The organism is Haloarcula sp. MBLA0138 (genome assembly GCF_055632455.1).
Map to the genome: position 1 here is coordinate 657,188 of NZ_CM145746.1, position 17,379 is coordinate 674,566.

The 17,379-nt window shown below is 68.2% G+C and carries 17 protein-coding genes; 10 read left to right on the forward strand and 7 right to left on the reverse strand.

Annotated elements, in window-relative coordinates:
- Window positions 1-4 precede the first annotated feature (4 nt).
- Together ACV7JO_RS03390 and ACV7JO_RS03395 are read right to left on the reverse strand one after the other, a co-directional pair.
- Window positions 5-889 carry a DUF106 domain-containing protein gene (locus ACV7JO_RS03390; RefSeq protein ID WP_470354936.1) on the reverse strand — a complete coding sequence of 295 codons (885 nt, stop codon included), beginning with the start codon at window positions 887-889 and terminating at the stop codon, window positions 5-7.
- A gap of 35 nt (window positions 890-924) precedes the next feature.
- The gene (locus tag ACV7JO_RS03395; protein WP_470354937.1) at window positions 925-1,575 is read right to left on the reverse strand and encodes an adenylate kinase; all 651 of its coding nucleotides are present in this window, start codon (window positions 1,573-1,575) and stop codon (window positions 925-927) included.
- A gap of 111 nt (window positions 1,576-1,686) precedes the next feature.
- On the opposite strand from ACV7JO_RS03395, the gene ACV7JO_RS03400 reads away from it, so the two are divergent.
- A complete protein-coding gene (locus ACV7JO_RS03400; RefSeq protein WP_470354938.1) occupies window positions 1,687-2,139 on the forward strand; it encodes a peroxiredoxin in 453 nt (150 codons plus the stop codon).
- 48 nt (window positions 2,140-2,187) lie between these two features.
- Here ACV7JO_RS03400 and ACV7JO_RS03405 read toward each other — a convergent pair whose 3' ends face one another.
- Complete coding sequence (locus ACV7JO_RS03405) at window positions 2,188-3,162, reverse strand: C-terminal binding protein (protein ID WP_470354939.1); 975 nt, start codon at window positions 3,160-3,162, stop codon at window positions 2,188-2,190.
- Window positions 3,163-3,219: 57 nt separating this feature from the next.
- The gene (locus tag ACV7JO_RS03410) at window positions 3,220-4,101 is read right to left on the reverse strand and encodes a homoserine kinase (protein WP_470354940.1); all 882 of its coding nucleotides are present in this window, start codon (window positions 4,099-4,101) and stop codon (window positions 3,220-3,222) included.
- Between the two features lie 156 nt (window positions 4,102-4,257).
- On the opposite strand from ACV7JO_RS03410, the gene ACV7JO_RS03415 reads away from it, so the two are divergent.
- From ACV7JO_RS03415 to ACV7JO_RS03425, 3 genes are read left to right on the forward strand one after another with little or no spacing between them, the layout of a single operon-like run.
- Window positions 4,258-6,495: a sensor histidine kinase gene (locus tag ACV7JO_RS03415; RefSeq protein ID WP_470354941.1), complete on the forward strand. Its 2,238-nt coding sequence runs from the start codon at window positions 4,258-4,260 to the stop codon at window positions 6,493-6,495.
- 47 nt (window positions 6,496-6,542) lie between these two features.
- Complete coding sequence (locus ACV7JO_RS03420) at window positions 6,543-7,859, forward strand: NAD(P)/FAD-dependent oxidoreductase (RefSeq protein WP_470354942.1); 1,317 nt, start codon at window positions 6,543-6,545, stop codon at window positions 7,857-7,859.
- A gap of 39 nt (window positions 7,860-7,898) precedes the next feature.
- On the forward strand, window positions 7,899-8,537 hold the full coding sequence (locus tag ACV7JO_RS03425; RefSeq protein ID WP_470354943.1) for a hypothetical protein: 639 nt from the start codon (window positions 7,899-7,901) through the stop codon (window positions 8,535-8,537).
- A gap of 7 nt (window positions 8,538-8,544) precedes the next feature.
- On the opposite strand, the gene ACV7JO_RS03430 is transcribed toward ACV7JO_RS03425, so the two are convergent.
- Window positions 8,545-9,147 (reverse strand): DUF6149 family protein, encoded by a 603-nt coding sequence (locus ACV7JO_RS03430; RefSeq protein ID WP_470354944.1) that lies wholly within the window; start codon window positions 9,145-9,147, stop codon window positions 8,545-8,547.
- Window positions 9,148-9,277: 130 nt separating this feature from the next.
- Here ACV7JO_RS03430 and ACV7JO_RS03435 point away from each other — a divergent pair, with 130 nt between their 5' ends.
- Window positions 9,278-10,528: an NAD(P)/FAD-dependent oxidoreductase gene (locus tag ACV7JO_RS03435; RefSeq protein ID WP_470354945.1), complete on the forward strand. Its 1,251-nt coding sequence runs from the start codon at window positions 9,278-9,280 to the stop codon at window positions 10,526-10,528.
- Window positions 10,529-10,632: 104 nt separating this feature from the next.
- Entirely contained in the window at window positions 10,633-11,049 is a 417-nt protein-coding gene (locus ACV7JO_RS03440) for a DUF7124 domain-containing protein (protein WP_470354946.1), read from the forward strand.
- Between the two features lie 209 nt (window positions 11,050-11,258).
- On the opposite strand, the gene ACV7JO_RS03445 is transcribed toward ACV7JO_RS03440, so the two are convergent.
- Both ACV7JO_RS03445 and ACV7JO_RS03450 read right to left on the reverse strand, forming a co-directional pair.
- Complete coding sequence (locus ACV7JO_RS03445) at window positions 11,259-11,654, reverse strand: PIN domain-containing protein (protein ID WP_470354947.1); 396 nt, start codon at window positions 11,652-11,654, stop codon at window positions 11,259-11,261.
- Window positions 11,651-11,851: a DUF7557 family protein gene (locus ACV7JO_RS03450; protein WP_470354948.1), complete on the reverse strand. Its 201-nt coding sequence runs from the start codon at window positions 11,849-11,851 to the stop codon at window positions 11,651-11,653. Before ACV7JO_RS03450 ends, ACV7JO_RS03445 begins: the two co-directional genes overlap by 4 nt.
- A gap of 250 nt (window positions 11,852-12,101) precedes the next feature.
- Here ACV7JO_RS03450 and ACV7JO_RS03455 point away from each other — a divergent pair, with 250 nt between their 5' ends.
- The 4 genes from ACV7JO_RS03455 (at window position 12,102) to carB (ending at window position 17,330) form a co-directional block, all read left to right on the forward strand.
- On the forward strand, window positions 12,102-12,929 hold the full coding sequence (locus tag ACV7JO_RS03455) for a DUF7847 domain-containing protein (RefSeq protein WP_470354949.1): 828 nt from the start codon (window positions 12,102-12,104) through the stop codon (window positions 12,927-12,929).
- Window positions 12,930-12,977: 48 nt separating this feature from the next.
- Window positions 12,978-13,514: a DUF5815 family protein gene (locus ACV7JO_RS03460; protein ID WP_470354950.1), complete on the forward strand. Its 537-nt coding sequence runs from the start codon at window positions 12,978-12,980 to the stop codon at window positions 13,512-13,514.
- 179 nt (window positions 13,515-13,693) lie between these two features.
- Complete coding sequence (locus ACV7JO_RS03465; RefSeq protein ID WP_470354951.1) at window positions 13,694-13,924, forward strand: hypothetical protein; 231 nt, start codon at window positions 13,694-13,696, stop codon at window positions 13,922-13,924.
- Between the two features lie 136 nt (window positions 13,925-14,060).
- Entirely contained in the window at window positions 14,061-17,330 is a 3,270-nt protein-coding gene (carB, locus tag ACV7JO_RS03470; protein ID WP_470354952.1) for a carbamoyl-phosphate synthase large subunit, read from the forward strand.
- The last annotated feature ends 49 nt before the right edge of the window (window positions 17,331-17,379 follow it).

Consider the following 17,379-nt stretch of genomic DNA (forward strand, 5'->3'; position numbering starts at 1 on the left):
CTGTCTATCCGGTCGGCGACGTCTCGACGTTGAGCGCCTTCCGGATTATCTGGGTGAAGGACAGCGAGCAGAGGAAGTACCAGAGAATCCACGCCTGCAGCGGGCCGGCGACACCGCTTTGCCAGCCGGTCACCCCGCCGACGATGGGCATCACGACGACCGGTGCCTCGACCTGCAGGATACCGCCGAAGACCTGCCAGTACAGCCAGAGGAACACGGGGATGTTGATGAGCATTATCCAGACCATCGGGCGAAACTGCTGTTTGAACATGCCCATCTGGTCGCTCATCAGCTCCATCTGCTCCTCTTCGAGGCGGTCCAGCGCCTCGTCGTCGCCCCGCTCTTTGGCCTCTTTGCGACGGTCCTGCAGGTCCTGCATCTTCTCTTGGTGTTCGGACATGCCGGACATGTCCATCAGGTGGTCCTGCAGGAGCGTCGAGGTGACCCCGGTGAACATCGCCAACACGAGGATGACGACGTAGAAGGGGAGTATCTCGGCCATCGGTCCGATGACGATGTCGAGCGTGCCGCCGATGGCGTCCCGGACGGTGTTGAGCGAGTAGCCGGCGAACAGCCCGAGCGTCCCGAGGCCGGCGAGCTTGTCCCACGTACTCCAGCCGCCGTCCTCGTCCTCGTCGTCGACCTCGGCGTCGGAGCCGTCGAGCGCCTCGCGGACGCCCTCGGGGTCGTCGATGACGAACCCCTCGCCGTCGGCGTCGACCAGCAGGCCCGACTCGATGAGCCGCCCCCACTCGCCGCTCGTGAGGTCGTCGCTGACGTCGCTCCACGTGACGGTCCCCTGCTCCTCGGCGACCGAGAGCGCGGTCCGGAGCGCGTCGGCCTCGCCCTCCTCGGCGAGCCGGTCGACCTTCGGTGCGATGCGTGCCATTGTCCTGTGTTCAGCGGTGACGGCTTATCAACGTTTTACTCTGCCTGTTCGCCGACGGCGGCCTCGATGTCGGTCCAGACCTCGTCGGGGGTCTGCTCGCCGTCGATGGCGACGAAGCCGTCGTCGTCGGCGTAGTGGTCGATGACGGGTTGGGTGTTCTCGTCGAAGACGTCCAGCCGGTTGCGCACGGACTCCTCGTTGTCGTCGTCGCGCTGGACGAGGTCGCCGCCACACTCGTCGCAGACGCCGGCCGTCTCGGGCTGATTGAACTCGACGTGATAGTTCGCACCGCAGTCGTCACAGACGCGGCGACCGGTGAGTCGGTCGACCAGTTCCTCGCGCCCGACGTCGAGCGACAGAATCACGTCGAGGTCGGTCATCCCGGCCAGTTCCTCGGCCTGTTCGAGGTTGCGCGGGTAGCCGTCCAGCACGAACCCGTCGGCCTGCGAGAGCGCCTCGTCGACGATGGCGTTGACGACGGCGTCGGGGACGAGGTCGCCGGCCTCCATGTACTCGCGGGGCGTGTCGTACTCCGTGTCCATGTCGCTGATGTCCATGTCCTTGTTGGCCCGGAGCGCGTCGCCGGTGGTGACGTGTTCGACGCCGTAGGCCTCGGCGATGTTCGTGCTCTGTGTCCCTTTGCCGGCTCCCGGCGGTCCGAGAATCAGGATTCGCGGGTTCGACATGGACGCGGCTTCTCCGGGGGCGGTTAAATGGTTGTCCAAATCCGCGCGCACCCTCCCGGCCCGTGCTGCCGTGACCCCAAGGCGGTAGTGTCGGCGGTCGGTACGTGGGGTATGCTCGAACCGGGCGACCCGGCACCCGAGGTCAGTGCGTCGAACCAGCGCGGCGAGACGGTCGCGCCTTCGTTTGCCGACCCGACGGTGGTGTACTTCTATCCGAAGGACTTCACCGGCGGCTGTACCATCGAGGCGCGGGACTTCCAGTCGCACCTCCCGCAGTTTCAGGAGGGCGGTGTGACGGTCTACGGTGTCTCGATGGACGACGTCGAGACCCACGCCGACTTTGCCGAGGAGGAGGACCTGCTGTACGACCTGCTCGCCGACCCCGACGGCGCGGTGGCCGAGGCGTTCGGACTGGACACCGCCGACGGCCACACCGGCCGCCGGACGTTCGTGCTGGCCGACGGCGAGGTCAAGGCGGTCTACGACCCCGAACTGCAGGACCCCGAGGGCCACGCCGAGGAGGTCCTCCACGACGTGCGCAACGAGTTCGTCCGCGGCGGGTGAGCGTCGCCCGCCCCGACTCTCGCCGCTTCCGGGGCCGCGCTCGTCGCCTCAGAGCCACGGCGTCTCCGGGTCGACGGGGTTCTGTGGCTCCTCGCCCCGGAGGACGGCGGCTACGTCGCCGGCGACGCCCCGCGAGAGGTCCGCCCGACTCTCCTCGGCGTACCAGCCGACGTGTGGCGTCACCACCACGTCCTCGCGGCCGACCAGCGGGTGGTCGTCGGCGGGCGGTTCGCTCGCCAGCACGTCCAGTCCCGCCGCGGCCACCTCGCCGGCGTCCAGCGCCGCGGCCAGCGCCGCCTCGTCGACGACCGGGCCGCGGGCGGTGTTGACGACGACGGCGTGGTCCGGGAGCCGCTCGAACTCGGCCGTCGAGAACAGCCCACGGGTCCGCTCGTACAGCGGCAGGTGTATCGAGAGGTGGTCGCTCTCGGCCAGCAGTCCGTCGAAGTCGACCGCCGCGACGCCGTAGTCGCGCATCCGCTGCGGGCCGACGTTCGGGTCGTGAGCGACCACGTCCACCTCGAACGACCGGAGCTTCGCGGCCAGTCGGCGGGCGATGTTGCCGAAACCGGCCAGCCCGAGCGTCCGCCCGGCCAGCCGGTGCAGCGGCGCGCCGACCTGCCAGTCCCACTCGCCGTCGCGTACCGACCGGTCGTACCGCGGGACCGAGCGGACACAGGCAAGCAGGAGCGAGAGCGCGTGGGTCGACACTTCGTCTAAACAGTAGTCCGGGACGTTGACGACCGTGACGCCGCGGTCGGCGGCCGCGTCCACGTCGACGTTGTCCACGCCGATGCCGGCCCGGCCGACGACTTCGAGCGTGTCCGTCGCCGCGAGTGCCGCCGCCGTCACCGGGGTGGCGGCGTCGACGATGATGCCCGCCGCGCCCTGTACCGCCTCGGTCACCGCCGTCTCCGTCTTCTCGTCCAGTATCTCGACGGTCGCGCCCGCGGCTTCGAGAATCTCCGACTGGGTCTCCGGGTCGACGGTCTTGTTGTCACAGAGGACGACCGTGCTGGTCATACCCGAGGTGTCGGACGGCAGCACAAAGAGCCTGTGGCGGTCGAAGACCGACGGCGGTCAGGTCGAGAACAGTTCGGCCCCGCGCCCGATTCGGGTCTGGTAGGCGCGGGCGTCGACGCCGCGCTCGGCGAAGGTGTCGAGCATCGTCCCCGCGATGGCCCGGCGGTCGCCCTCGTGGCAGGCGGCGACGACCGTCGGCCCGGCCCCGGAGATGGTGACGCCGGTCGCGCCCGCCGCCAGCGCCGCGTCACGGACCTGCTCGTAGCCGTCGATGAGTTCCGCGCGGGCGGGCGTGACGACGCTGTCGTGCATCCCGCGGCCCACGAGGTCGGGGTCGTCGCGGTGCATCCCGGTCGTCAGCGTCGCGGCGTTGCCGACCGTCTCGACCAGTTGCTCGACGCGGGCCGTCTCCGGGACCACCCGGCGGGCGTCCCGGGTCGAGACGACGATGTCGGGCAGGCAGGCCACCAGCGGGATGTCGGCGTCGACCTGCGCGACGCCGCCGTCGGTTGCGACGGTGAACCCGCCCATGATAGAGGGCGCGACGTTGTCGTCGTGAGCGTCGCCGGAGACGACGGCCTCGCCCTTGGCGGCGATGGGGACCAACTCCTCGCGGGAGTGGCCCCGGTCGTACAGTTCGTTGAGGCCGACCGCGGCCGCGGCGGCGCTGGCTGCCGACGACCCCAGTCCCGACGCCGGCCGGACGCCCTTGTCTATCTGGATGCGAGCGGGCGCGTCCAGTGCCTCGGCGACGGCACCGACGGTGTTTTTCTCGGGGTCCTCGGGGATGAACTGGCTCCCAGCCCCGGTCACCTCGATGGTCGTCCGGTCGGCCCGTTCCAGTCGGACCACGTCGGCGGGACGCTCCAGCGCGACGCCGAAGACGTCGAACCCGCTCCCGAGGTTCGCGCTGGTAGCCGGTGCCCGGACGGTTAGCATGTCTGCGAGTTTCAGGAGTGTCGCCAAAAAGGTAGCGGACCGCCACAGCCCCGCGGCACGGGGGTCCGACGGGGGCGTGACGGTCGCTCTCACGATTGAGAACGCGGCCCAAAGTCCTAAGAGTGAGAGGTCAGAGGGTACCAGTAAGCCAGAGGTATGGAGTTCGACGTGGGGGCGCTACTCGTCAGCGCGACGGTTGCGGGTGGGGTGGTGAGTCTCGGGCTCGCCGCGGTGAGCTGGCAACACCGTGACGTGCCGGGCAGCGCCGCCTTCGGCTGTCTGATGCTCGCCGCCGGGAGCTGGTGTTTCCTCGAAGCCGCGTGGCTGACCGTCTCCTCGCGGCAGTCGGCGGCGACGATTTTCGGCCTCACGCGGTTCAGTTCGGGGCTGGTAGTGACGTTCTGGCTCGTGTTCGCGCTCGTCTACACCGACCGGCGCGACTGGTTCACCCCGGGCCGACTCGCAGCCGTCGCGGTCGTTCCCAACCTCTACGCGCTCGCGCTGGCGGCCCCGCTCGACGGGGTCGTCTCGGTCGACATCGCGGCGCTCACCCAGTCCGGGCTGACGCTGTTCGTCGCCAGAACGGGGGCGCTGTACGGCGTCCAGACCGTCGTCTCCTACGCCCTGCTGGGCGTCGGCTACGTCCTGCTGGGCGAGTTCCTGCTCCGGTCGCGGAACCGCTACCGGCGACAGACGTTCGCCATCCTCGCCGGCGGGGTGTTGACCGCGGGAGCCCACGCGTTGTTCCTGCTGGGTGCGACGCCCCACCCGGGCCTGAACATCGCCCCCCTGACGTTCGCGCTGACCGGTCTCGTCGTCGGGTTCGCGCTGTTCAACTACGAGTTCCTCTCGGCCGCACCGCTGGCGGGCGACCACCTCGTCGAGGAACTACCGGACCCGGTCATCGTGCTCGACACCGACGACACCGTCACCGACTTCAACGCGGCCGCCGGGGTGCTCGTCGACGGGTCCGACCCCGACGCGAGCGACATCCAGCCCGTCGTCCCGACGCTGCTCTCGGCCGTCGGTAGCGGCGAGACGTTCACAACGCAGGACCCGCTGACGTTCTACGAGATACACGTCAGCGCGATTACTGACCGGCGCGACTCCCCTCGCGGGCGGATGCTCGTCCTGCGGGACATCACGGGCCAGCAGCGCCGACAAGACCGGCTCGAAGCGCTACAGGCCGCCACACAGCAGTTCATCGAGGCCGACCAGCCCGAGTCGGTCGCACAGTTGGCGGTCGATTTCGCCATCCGCGTCCTCGGGCAAAACGAGTCCGGCGTCTTCCTCGTCAACGAGCAGGGGCACCTCGAACCGACGGCGCTCAGCGACTCCGTCCGGGAACACGTCGACGACGATCTGCTCTACGTCGACCCCGAGGAGATGCCCGAGGACAACCTCTGGCAGACCTACGACAGCGGCGAGGCGCGGGTCGCCGACCTCGACGGCGATGCCACCGGCGACCTCGACTCGTCGCTGATGCTCCCGCTCGGCGACCACGGCGTGTTAGCCATCGCCTCCGTGGACGACGAGTACCCCCACGACGACCGACAGTACGCGCGCATCCTCGCACAGACGACGCAGGTGGCCCTCGACCAAGTCGAGCGCGAGCGGGAACTGCGCGCCAGTCGGGCCGCGGTCAAGCGCCGCAGCGAGCAGGTGGAGTTCTTCAGCGGCGTCCTGCGCCACTCCGTCAGGAACGCGATGCTCGTCGTGCAGGGGCGGGCCGAGTATCTGGAGGGCCGCGTCGACGCGACCCACCGGACCCACATCGAGACGATCTCGGACTGGTGTCGCGACCTCACCGAGATGAGCGAGACCGTCCGGGAGATAAACGAGACCGTCACCGCCAGCGAGGCCGAGCGCCTCGACGCGGTCGACCTCGGCCGACGGCTCCGCTCGGTCGTCGACTCGGTCGAAGCGACGCATCCGGCCGCTCGCATCGACCTCGCGGTCGACGGCCCGACCACCGTCCGCGCGAACGGGCTGGTCGAGCAGGTCGTCGAGAGCGTTCTTACCAACGCCGTCCAGCACAACGACGCCGACGAGCCGACCGTCGAGATCGACCTCCGGGAGGCCAGCGACTGGCTCCAACTGCGCATCGCGGACGACGGGCCCGGAGTCAGCGACGACCTCAAGGAGACGATGTTCCAGCGGTCGATGACGCCCGACCAGACCGCGGGCGGGTTCGGCCTGTACTTCGTCTCGGTGATGATGGACCTCTACGGCGGGAAGGTGTGGTTCGAGGACAACCACCCGACCGGGACCGTCGCTATCCTCGAGTTCCAGCGCGCCAGCGAGGCGTCGACGCCGGCGAGCGTCCCCGGCTCCGTCCGCGAGTCCGAGACGACCGACCACGGGCGCACGTCGGCCGACGGCGGTCAGCGCTGACCGGCGAAGCACAAAGTAATTCCCCCGACGGTCGGTACCCCCGAGGTATGATAGGCGTGGTCGGTGGCGGTATCGCCGGACTCGCGGCGGCCTACCGCCTCCAGCGACGCGGTCACGAGGTCCGCGTCTTCGAAGCGAGCGACGACGTGGGCGGGCTCGCGGCCGTCTACGAGACGGCAGGTGACCCCATCGAGAAGTTCTACCACCACCTCTCGAAGTCCGAGGAGACCATCGTCGAACTGGCGACGGAGTTGGGGCTGGGCGAGGACGTGGAGTGGCGCGTCGGGAAGAACGCCTACTACGTCGACGGCGTCGTCCACCCGATGGACACGCCGTGGCAGATTCTGGCCTACCCCCACCTCTCGCTGTACGACACCTTCCGGCTCGGGATGCTCGTGCTCGACGTGGACGTGCGCGGCGGCGTCCCCTCGTTCGACACCTACGAGCGACTGGCCGACTTCGAGGACGTGCCCATCGAGGAGTTCGTCGTCGAGCACACGACCCGGGGCGTCTACGAGAACTTCTTCGAGCCGCTGCTGGACGCGAAGTTCGGCGACCGGAAAGAGGACGTGAGCGCCGCGTGGCTGCTCGGGCGAGTGAAGTTCCGCGGCGAGCGCGACATCCTCAACGGCGAGGTGCTGGGCTACCTCGACGGCGGGTTCGGCCGCCTGCTCGACGCCCTCGTCGACGCCGTGGGCCGCGAGCACATCGAGACCGGCGTCCGGGTGACCGACCTCGACACCGCCGGGGACGCGGTCTCGGAGCTGACCGTCGCCGACGGCGCGGGCGAGCGCACGCACGCCGTCGACGGCGTCGTCGTGGCGACGATGCCGAACGTACTGGAGGAGCTGACGGGCTACGCCTGCGACATCGACTTCCAAGGGACGGTCTGCTCGGTCGTCAGCATGGACGAGTCGCTGCTGGACACCTACTGGCTCAACATCGACGACGACGTGCCCTTCGGCGCGCTCATCGAACACACCAACTTCGTCCCGCCCGAGCGCTACGGCGGCGACCACCTCCTCTACGTCGCCCGCTACGTCCAATCGCCCGAAGAAGACGTCTGGCAGCAGTCCGACGAGGAGGTCCGGGAGACGTGGCTCGCGGGCATCGAGGACCTGTTTCCCGACTTCGACCGGGACGCCGTCAACTGGGTCCGCACCGCCCGCAACCCCCGCACTGCGCCGGTCTACGAGCGCGGCTATCTCGACATGGTCGTCCCCTACGACCTCGGCGACGCGGTCGCCGACGGGGTCTACTACGCCGGGATGGCCTCCCGCGCCCAGTACCCCGAGCGCTCTCTCAACGGCGGTATCGTCGCCGGCTACGAGTGCGCCGACCGCATCGCCGACCGGTCGGCGTAGCGCCCAACCGTTCTTGTCGGCGGCGACCGTACGGGGACTATGCGACGGAGGGACGCCCTCGCCGGCATCGCGGCGCTGTTGGGGACGCTCGCCGGCTGTCCCGGGCGGGCCGACCCCGGCGACGGGGTCACGCCCGCGCCGGTTCCGACCGACTCCTCACCCACCGAGCGTCGTCCAGCCGGCCAATCCGCGCCGTGTCCGTCGCTCCAGCCGGGCATCGAGCGAACGCTCTGTGGGCCGGCGAGCGCGCGCGACGGCCCGGCGCTCGAACTCCTCGCCGACCGGGAGACACTCGCTGTCGGCCCCCAGACGGCTGCGCGGGTCGCGTTCGCCCTGCGCAACCGGACCGCGGACCCGTTCGAGACCGGCGACGCGCGGTGGGTGCTCGCGCGCCGCCAGCCCGGCCGCTGGACCGTCGTCGACTGGGGGACGAGCGGGACGGCGACGACGGTGTTGCCCGGTGAGCGGTTCGTCTGGACGCTGGGGACCACCGGCGACGTGATTCGGGGCGCGAACCACCGCGACGTGACCGTGCCACTGGAGACGGGCCGGTACGCCTTCGCGGTGAACGGAACACTCGCCGGGACGCGGCTGGGGCTGGTGGCGACCGTCGCCGTCGCGGCCCGGCGTCGGACCGCGAACGGGTCGCCCGGGGCGACCGACGACCGGAGCGACTGACTGCCGCTCAGTCCGCGGCGTTCTCGGAATCGTCGCCGGCCACGCCCGGGGCCTCGTCGACGGACACGTCTTCGGGCTCGTCCTGCCCGCCGCCGACGACCTCGCCCTCGGCGGTCTCGACGTAGACGTCGTCGGCGAAGCCGCCCTCGGCGTGGGGATGTTCGGGGTCGTCCAGTTTCTCGGGCGTCGAGTCGGCCTCGCGGACGCCGTCGGCGGGACGGAACTCGCCCAGCGGGTCGTCGATGGTGATGCCGTGGGCCGCGAAGAAGTCGGAATAGCGGTCGTAGTGGGCTTCGAGTTCGTCGCTGGGGAACTCCATCATCTCCGTCCAGCCGTGGTTGTAGAAGTCGAAGTTGGCCTGTACGTGGGTTATCTCGCGGGCCTCGGCCTCGGGGTAGCCCGCGTCCAGCGCCGCGACGTAGGTGTCCATCGTCGCCTCGAAGAAGTCGTCGAGGTGGGGGCGGCGCTCGTCGGCCCGCTCCGGGTCGGCCTTGTCGGCGAAGACGTTCGTGTGGAGGTCGACCAGCCTGTCGGTGACCGCCTCGCCGACCACCGGGAGCGTCAGCGCCTGCTTGGCCGCGAAGTGCTTGACGTTCTGGCGGAGTTTCATCGCATCCACGTTCGGGCGCGACGGCCTTCAATGCCCCGACTACGCGGGAGTTCGGCCGCCGAGCGGGAGGGTATCGCAAACGATACGCAGATAGCAATCCACATTAAGGCCGATTGCCTACCGTTCTTGCATGAGCACGTCGCACGTGATAATCGGTGATGGCATCGCGGGTGCGTCCGCGGCCGAGACTATCCGGGAGGAAGACCCGGACGCGTCCGTGACAGTCCTGACCGACGAGGGAGAGGCGCTCTATAACCGCATCCTCATCAAGGAGTTCGCCAAGGGGAAACTGCCCGAGGCCCCAATCTCCATCCACGAGCCCGAGTGGTACGACGAGCGCGACATCGACCTCCAGTTGAACACTCACGTGACGAAGATCGACACCGAGGCACACACCGTCGAGACCCACACGGGCGACGACTACGAGTACGACAAGCTGCTGGTGGCGACCGGCGGGACGCCCGCACAGCTCCCCGTCGAGAACTCCGATGCCGATGGCATCGACCACTTCTGGACGTTCGAGGACGCGCGCTCCATCGCCGAACACGCCGAGGACGCTGAACAGGGCATCATCGTCGGTGCCGGGCTGCTCGGCATCGACCTCGCCGCGGTCTGCGGCGCGCAGGGCGTCGACGCCAAGTACCTGATGCGCGGGAACCGCTGGTGGCGCTACGCGCTCTCGGAGGACGGCGCGGAGATAATCCACGAGGCGTTGCGCGAGAACGGCGTCGAGCCGGTCTTCGACTCCGGCGTCGACCGATTCGAGGTCGACGACGACGGCCACGTCACCGCCGCCGTCGACCCCGACGGCAACCGCTACGAGGGCGAGTGGGCCGGCGTCGCCATCGGGCTGAACTTCAACACCGAGTTCCTCGCCGGGTCCGGCATCGAACTGGACGACGGCATCGTCGTCGACGAGTACATGCAGACCAACGCCGAGGACGTCTACGCGGCCGGTGACATCACGCAGTTCTACGACACCATCCTCGACGCCCAGGCCCAGAACGGCGCGTGGGGCTCGGCGAAAGAGCAGGGGTCGGTCGCCGGCTCGAACATGGTCGCCGACGCGGAGTCGGAGACGTTCCGCTGGGTCTCCTCGTACTCCATCACGCACTTCGATTTCCCCTTCCTCTCGTTCGGTCACCCGACGCGGGGCGACGACGAGGCCGAGCGCAAGTACTCCGACAGCGAGTGGCGGCGGCTGGCCTTCGAGGACGGCCAACTGGTCGGCGGCGTGCTCATCGGCGACCTCTCCCAGCAGTCCGCGTACAAACAGCTCATCCGCGAGGAGCGACAGGTCGCGGACAAGAAGGAGCTCCTCCTCGAGAAGGAAGTCGACCTCGAAGAAGTGAAAGCGCAGACGGCCGCGCCCGCGGAGTAACGCGACCGGCAGCCTCGCCGCCTCGCCGACCACCGTCGGCGGCCCGAACCGGCTCGGCGGCGGAGAACGACGCCCTTTTTTCGCCCGGTAGCGGAGTAGCCAGCATGGACGGCGGCAGCGGCGACATGACCCTCGCGTTCGACCTCGACGCGCTCAAAGAGCTGGCCCACCCCGACAGCGTGTTCACCGACGCGCGCCAGTGGACGGAGTACGTCGGCGTCGTCTCCGAACAGCCGACCTACGTCGTGACGAACTTCACCCGGAAACACCGCATCCGACAGGACTTCTTCTCCGGGCCGCGCGGGCGCTCGGAGAGCCTCGAAAACGTTCGCGAGCAGTTCGACACCGACCGGCACGTCTTCGTCGGCACCGACGAGGACGACGCCGAACTGGCCGAGTCGGTCGGCTGGGAGTACCTCCCGGTCGAACAGGCTTCCGAGGCGGCCGGCTGGGAACTGGGTGAGCCGGAAGCGCCGGCGGCGACGGCCAACGAGGAGACCGAACGCGACGACTGGCCCTGACCGTCGAGCGGACGTTTCGACCCCGTTGCCGCCCTCGCCGGACGGCTCGTCGCTTCGCTCCTTCGTCCGGTAACCACCTCGCTCTCTCCGGTCGCTCGGCGGATGCTCGCGTCACTGCGTCGCCCGAGCCAGCTATTGTGTCTTTGCCAACGAATGGGACGGTTGGAAGCAGTCGGGAGATCTGGCACGACAAGACACTGGTCTGAGAGCTAGTACGGTCCAAGTTCCCGGACGGTGAGTAGTTCACGGAGACCGTCTGTATCGAAGTCAGCGTCGGAGACGACCAGCTCCGTCCCTTCGGACCGGGCTGTCGCTGCAATCATGAGGTCACGCGGTGACATGGGAGTGCCAGATTCGAGGAGGCGACTCTGCATTCGGGCGGCCTCGAACGCGACCTCTTCGGAGAAACCGACAGTAGCCACTCGCCCGAAGTTCTCACGTGCTTCGATGAGGTCTGCCTCACCTGCCGAAAACACCTCTCCGGCGAGAACTTCGTACATACAGATACTAGAGGTGGCTAGGGTCGGCTGTTCGTCGACGAACTCGACGACTTCCGCGACACCGTCGAGGAACTCTATGATGACCGACGAATCGAGCAGGGTCACTGCTCGTAGCTCTCTCGGGAACGTTTGATCGCTTCACGAGCCTTTTCGGCTTTGCCAGTTCCCTTCCATGCGCCAGCGTTCATCCCCGCCCCCTCGTTCGCCAGTCGGTCGAGGAACTCGTCCCAACTCTCGTCTTCACGCTTCAGCCTCGACAACTTCTCCTTTGTCTCGTCAGAGACACGGATTGACGTGCTCATATGCATACGTTGTGTATGCGGCCGGAAGTAGTTTGAGGGGTTACCGCCGGAGTGGTACGATGCGGGTGGAGAGCAAGACCGCTGTATACGTGCTCTGACTCGGCTACGGCGCTTCTGACGTGGGACGGACGTTACGATGTGGTTCGTCTCTCCGCTCAACTGTACGCAACACAGATAGTGGGACCGCTCCCCGCGTGATGGTTTCAGCGAGGTCGACATTTTTATTATCGGACCGCGTGGCGTACCGCGCATGGCCCTCGACATCGGCCACGCCCTCCAACGTGGTATCGACGACCTACTGAGCGAGACGGGACTGCTCGTCGGCGCGGTGTTGGTGTTGTTCAACCTCGCCAGCGCCGTCGTCTCGGGCACGCTCTCCCAGCAGTTGTTCGGCATCGTCTTCGCCCGCGCGGACTACACCGAAGGGCAGCGACAGGCGATTCAGGCGGCGACCAGCCAGAACCCCCTCGCCCTCGACGTGGCGCTGCCCGTGATAGCGGTGCTGGCCGTCGTCGCCGTCTTCGCCGACGAAGGCATCCGCTTTTGGGCTATCCGGGCCTTCGCCGGGCCGGACGAGACCCGCGTCGACGCCGTCGGCGACCGGCTGTCGCAGCTACTGGTCCTCGGCGTCGGGTTCGGGCTCGTCGTGTTCGTGCTCCAGCAGGTCGTTCCGGTGCTCGGGCAACTGGGCGGGATGGTGACGACGCTGGTCTCCTCGTTCGTCAGTTCGGCCGGCGTCCTCGTGTTGCTGGCCGTGTTCGTCTACCTCCGGCAGGAGATAGCTCTCGGCGAGGACGGCCTCGGCGGGACCGTCCGAAACAGCTTCGCCCGGTTCATGGACGACCCGGCGCGGGCGCTGGTCCTGCTCGTGGTACTCGGACTCGTCGGGCTCGTGGGGAGCGTCCCGGCGATAGCGTCGTTTTTCGTCGGCGACGTCGGCACCGTCGCCGGCGTCTCGGGGTCGATGCTGACCCGGGTCCTCGGTATCGTACTGAGCGCTCTCACGCAGACGCTGGGCATCGCGGCGGTCACGGACGCCTACCGGCAACTGCGCGACGACGCCAAGCCGGAGTTCTGAGCGGGGCGTATCGCGGGCTTTAACCCCGCGAGCGTCCAACGACAGGTGATGGCAGAACCGCGCGTCCCCGGCGGCCGCGAGTCGGAGCTCGAACTGGCCTGTGGCGAGGTCATCGACATCCGCGAGCGCCTCCACATGGGCATCCGCGAGCTCGACTGCGACTGCGGCGAGACCCACGCCGTCGTGTTGGACGCGCACCCGCTGGCCCGGTTCGTCCCGGAGTTCCTCGTCGAGATACTGGGCGAGACGGTCGAGCCGGCCGACGACCACGACGAGTTCACGACCGCTCACCTCATGGGCGTCGTCATCGAGGAGTTCCCCGACGAGGTTGCGGTCGCGGACGCCGCCGACAACGGTGCCGTCGGCTACTCGATGGCGTGGGTCACCGCGTTCGACTCCCGGCGGCTCCACGAGATCGTCGTGGAACTGCTGGTCGAACTGATGGAACACGCGGTCAGCCACGCCGAAGACGACGCGGTCGTCGACGAGTTCGAGGCCCAGATGCTGGAGTTCGACGTGTCGGCGTTCGTCGACCAGTACCGCCGCGAGCGGAACTTCGACGACCGGCACGACTCCGCCGTCTGAGGGTCTGTCGCCGCGCCGTCGACGCCGGCACCCGCCGTGTCGGAGACGCAACTCTCGACGCTCGTCGTATGACAGCGGCTGACAACGTTCGCCCCGTCGCTGTCGGGCGGTTCTACCGAAATCGCCGTCTGACGGCTGTCTGACGGCATTATATGGTGTTTGGGCTGTTGTACGTGAACATGGCCATACGTCACGGCGAGTTCGAGCGCATCCGGTCGGTGCTCGACGACGCCGACGCGGATGAGCCGCTGACGGCCCGCGAGATACTGGACCTGCTCGAAGCCCACGGCGAAGACTTCGACAGCGCGCACCGCGTCGCCACGGTACTCGGTCGACGGGCACAGACCGGCGAGGTCGAGGTCATCCGCGACCAGCCCTACCGATACCGGTTCAGCGACCAGCGGGCCTGAACGGCTTACCACCGACGACCCTGCGGGCCGTCCCCAGCCTCCGTGGTAGGGCGTCACATTACGACATTCGAAGTTCTGTTTCGAGCCTCGTAATCTTTCGCCGGGCTTATTACGATGTGTGGACTCCGGTCGGGTAATGACAGCCGAGGAAGACCGTACGATACTCCTCATCGGGAGCGGCCCGATAAAGATTGGACAGGCAGCCGAGTTCGACTACTCCGGTGCGCAGGCCTGCCGGGCGCTTCAGGAGGAAGGCGCGCGCGTCGTCTTGGTGAACTCCAACCCGGCGACCATCATGACGGACCCGGAGATGGCCGACAAGGTGTACCTCGAACCCATCAACACGGAGGCCATCAGCGAGATAATCCGGAAGGAGGACCCCGACGGCGTCATCGCCGGGCTGGGCGGCCAGACCGGGCTGAACGTCACCGCCGAACTCGCCGAGGAAGGCGTTCTCGACGAGTACGACGTGGACGTGATGGGGACGCCGCTGGACACCATCTACGCCACCGAGGACCGCGACCTGTTCCGCCAGCGCATGGAAGACATCGGCGAACCGGTCGCCCGCTCGACTACCATCTCGCTCGACGAGGACGAGTCGGTCACCGACTTCGACGAGGAGAGCTTCCGCCAGCGCGTCGAGGACGCCGTCGACGAGGTCGGCGGCCTCCCCGTCATCTCGCGGACGACCTACACCCTCGGCGGGTCCGGGTCCGGCGTCGTGGACGACATGGACGAACTCGTCGAGCGCGTCCGCAAGGGCCTGCGCCTCTCCCGGAACGGCGAGGTGCTCGTCACCGAGTCCATCGAGGGCTGGGTCGAACTGGAGTACGAGGTGATGCGGGACGCCGACGACTCCTGTATCATCATCTGCAACATGGAGAACATCGACCCGATGGGCATCCACACCGGGGAGTCCACGGTCGTCACGCCCTCGCAGGTCATCCCCGACGAGGGCCACCAAGAGATGCGCGACTCCGCGCTGAAGGTCATCCGCGAACTCGGTATCGAGGGCGGCTGTAACATCCAGCACGCGTGGCGCGACGACGGCACGCCCGGCGGCGAGTACCGCGTCGTCGAGGTCAACCCCCGCGTCTCCCGGTCCTCGGCACTGGCCTCGAAGGCGACCGGCTACCCCATCGCCCGCGTCACGGCGAAGGTGGCGATGGGCAAGCGCCTCCACGAGATAGACAACGAGATAACGGGCGAGACCACCGCGGCCTTCGAGCCCGCTATCGACTACGTCGTCACGAAGGTCCCGCGCTGGCCCATCGACAAGTTCCGCGACGTGGACTTCGAGCTCTCGACGGCGATGAAATCGACCGGCGAGGCCATGTCCATCGGCCGCACCTTCCCCGAGTCGCTGCTGAAAGCGCTGCGCTCCTCGGAGTACGACCCCGCCGTCGACTTCGGCGAGGTCGGCGACGACGAACTGGAGTCGGAGTACCTCGTCCGGGCCAGTCCCGACCGGCCCTACGCCATCTTCGAGGCGTTCACGCGGGGGTACACGGTCGAGGAGATAGTCGACCTGACCGACATCAAGGAGTGGTACGTCGAGCGGTTCGAGCAGGTCGCCGACGCCGCACAGGCCGCGATGGAGGGCGACTACGAGGCCGCCGCGCAGGTCGGCTTCACCGACCAGGAGATAACCGCGCTGGCCGGCGGCGAGTTCGACGACACCCACCGCTCGTGGCTCCCGGCCGCGCTCGGCGACGGGACCGTCGAGGCCGCGACCGACGGCGGCGAGGCGGCCACGCCGCCCCAGAACGACGGCACCGGCGACGTCTCGGTCGACACCGTCGAGACCGAGACCACCGACCGCGACTACAAGCTGGTCGACACCTGCGCCGGCGAGTTCAAGGCGACGACGCCGTACTACTACTCGACGCGGGACCCCATCTCGGGCATCGACCGCGACGAACTCGTCATCGACCGCGACCTAGAGAGCGTCGTGGTCGTCGGCGGCGGCCCCATCCGTATCGGGCAGGGCGTGGAGTTCGACTACTGCTCGGTCCACGCCGTCCGCGCGCTGGAGGAGCAGGGCATCGAGGCCCACGTCGTCAACAACAACCCCGAGACGGTGTCGACGGACTACGACACCTCCGACGGCCTGTTCTTCGAACCGGTCACCGCCGAGGAGGTCGCCGACATCATCGAGTCGACCGACGCCGACGGCGTGATGGTCCAGTTCGGCGGCCAGACCTCCGTCGACATCGGCCAGCCGCTGGAGGACGAACTGGAGCGCCGTGACCTCGACTGCGAGATTCTGGGCACCAGCGTCGAGGCCATGGACCTCGCCGAGGACCGCGACCGCTTCAACCAACTGATGGACGAACTCGGCATCTCACAGGCCGAGGGCGGGACGGCCACGAGCAAGGAGGAGGCGCTCGAACTGGCCCACGACATCGGCTACCCGGTCCTCGTCCGCCCGAGCTACGTGCTGGGCGGTCGCGCGATGGACGTGGTCTACAACGACGACGACCTCGAGACCTACATCGAGGAGGCCGTACGGGTCTCGCCGGACAAACCCATCCTCGTCGACGAGTTCCTCGCCGACGCCGTCGAACTGGACGTCGACGCCGTCGCCGACGAGGACGACGTGCTCATCGGCGGCGTGATGGAACACGTCGAGACCGCCGGCGTCCACTCCGGCGACTCGGCGTGTATGATTCCGCCCCGCTCGCCGGAGATAAAGGACGTGATGCCCCGCATCCGCGAAGTCGTCGAGGACATCGCCGACGCGCTCGACACCGTCGGTCTGCTGAACGTCCAACTGGCCGTCCGCGACGGCGAGGTGTACGTGCTGGAGGCCAACCCGCGCTCCTCGCGGACCGTGCCGTTCATCTCCAAGACCACCGACGTTCCCATCGCCAAGCTGGCCGCGAAGGTCATGGCCGGCGGCTCGCTGGCCGAGATGGACGTCGAGGAGCGGATTCCCGAGCAGGTCTCCGTCAAGGAGGTCGTCCTGCCGTTCGACCGCCTGCCGGGCTCGGACCCGCGGCTCGGCCCGGAGATGAAGTCGACCGGCGAGGTCATGGGGACCGCCGGCTCCTTCGGCAAGGCTTACCAGAAGGCCCAGATGTCTGTCGGCAAGGCCATCCCGCTGGAGGGTGCGGCGCTGGTCGACCTGCCCATCCGCGGCTTCGAGGAGCACTTCGACGTGACGGACCTCGACGACTACGCGGACACCGAGGCTGTCATCGAGAGCATCCAGAACGGCGAGATAGACCTCGTGGTCTCGCGCGACCGCGACGTGCTGGAGGTCTGTGTCGAGGAGACGGTGACGTACTTCTCGACCATCGAGAGCGCCGAGGCCGCGCTGGAGGCCATCAACTCCGCCGACGAGCCGCTGTCGGTCCAAGCCATCAGCGACCGCCCCAAGACTGTCCGCGAGTGGGGCAAGTGAGCGCCCACCGGGAGCGCCTCGCGTAACTAGCCCACCTTCCGATACGAGA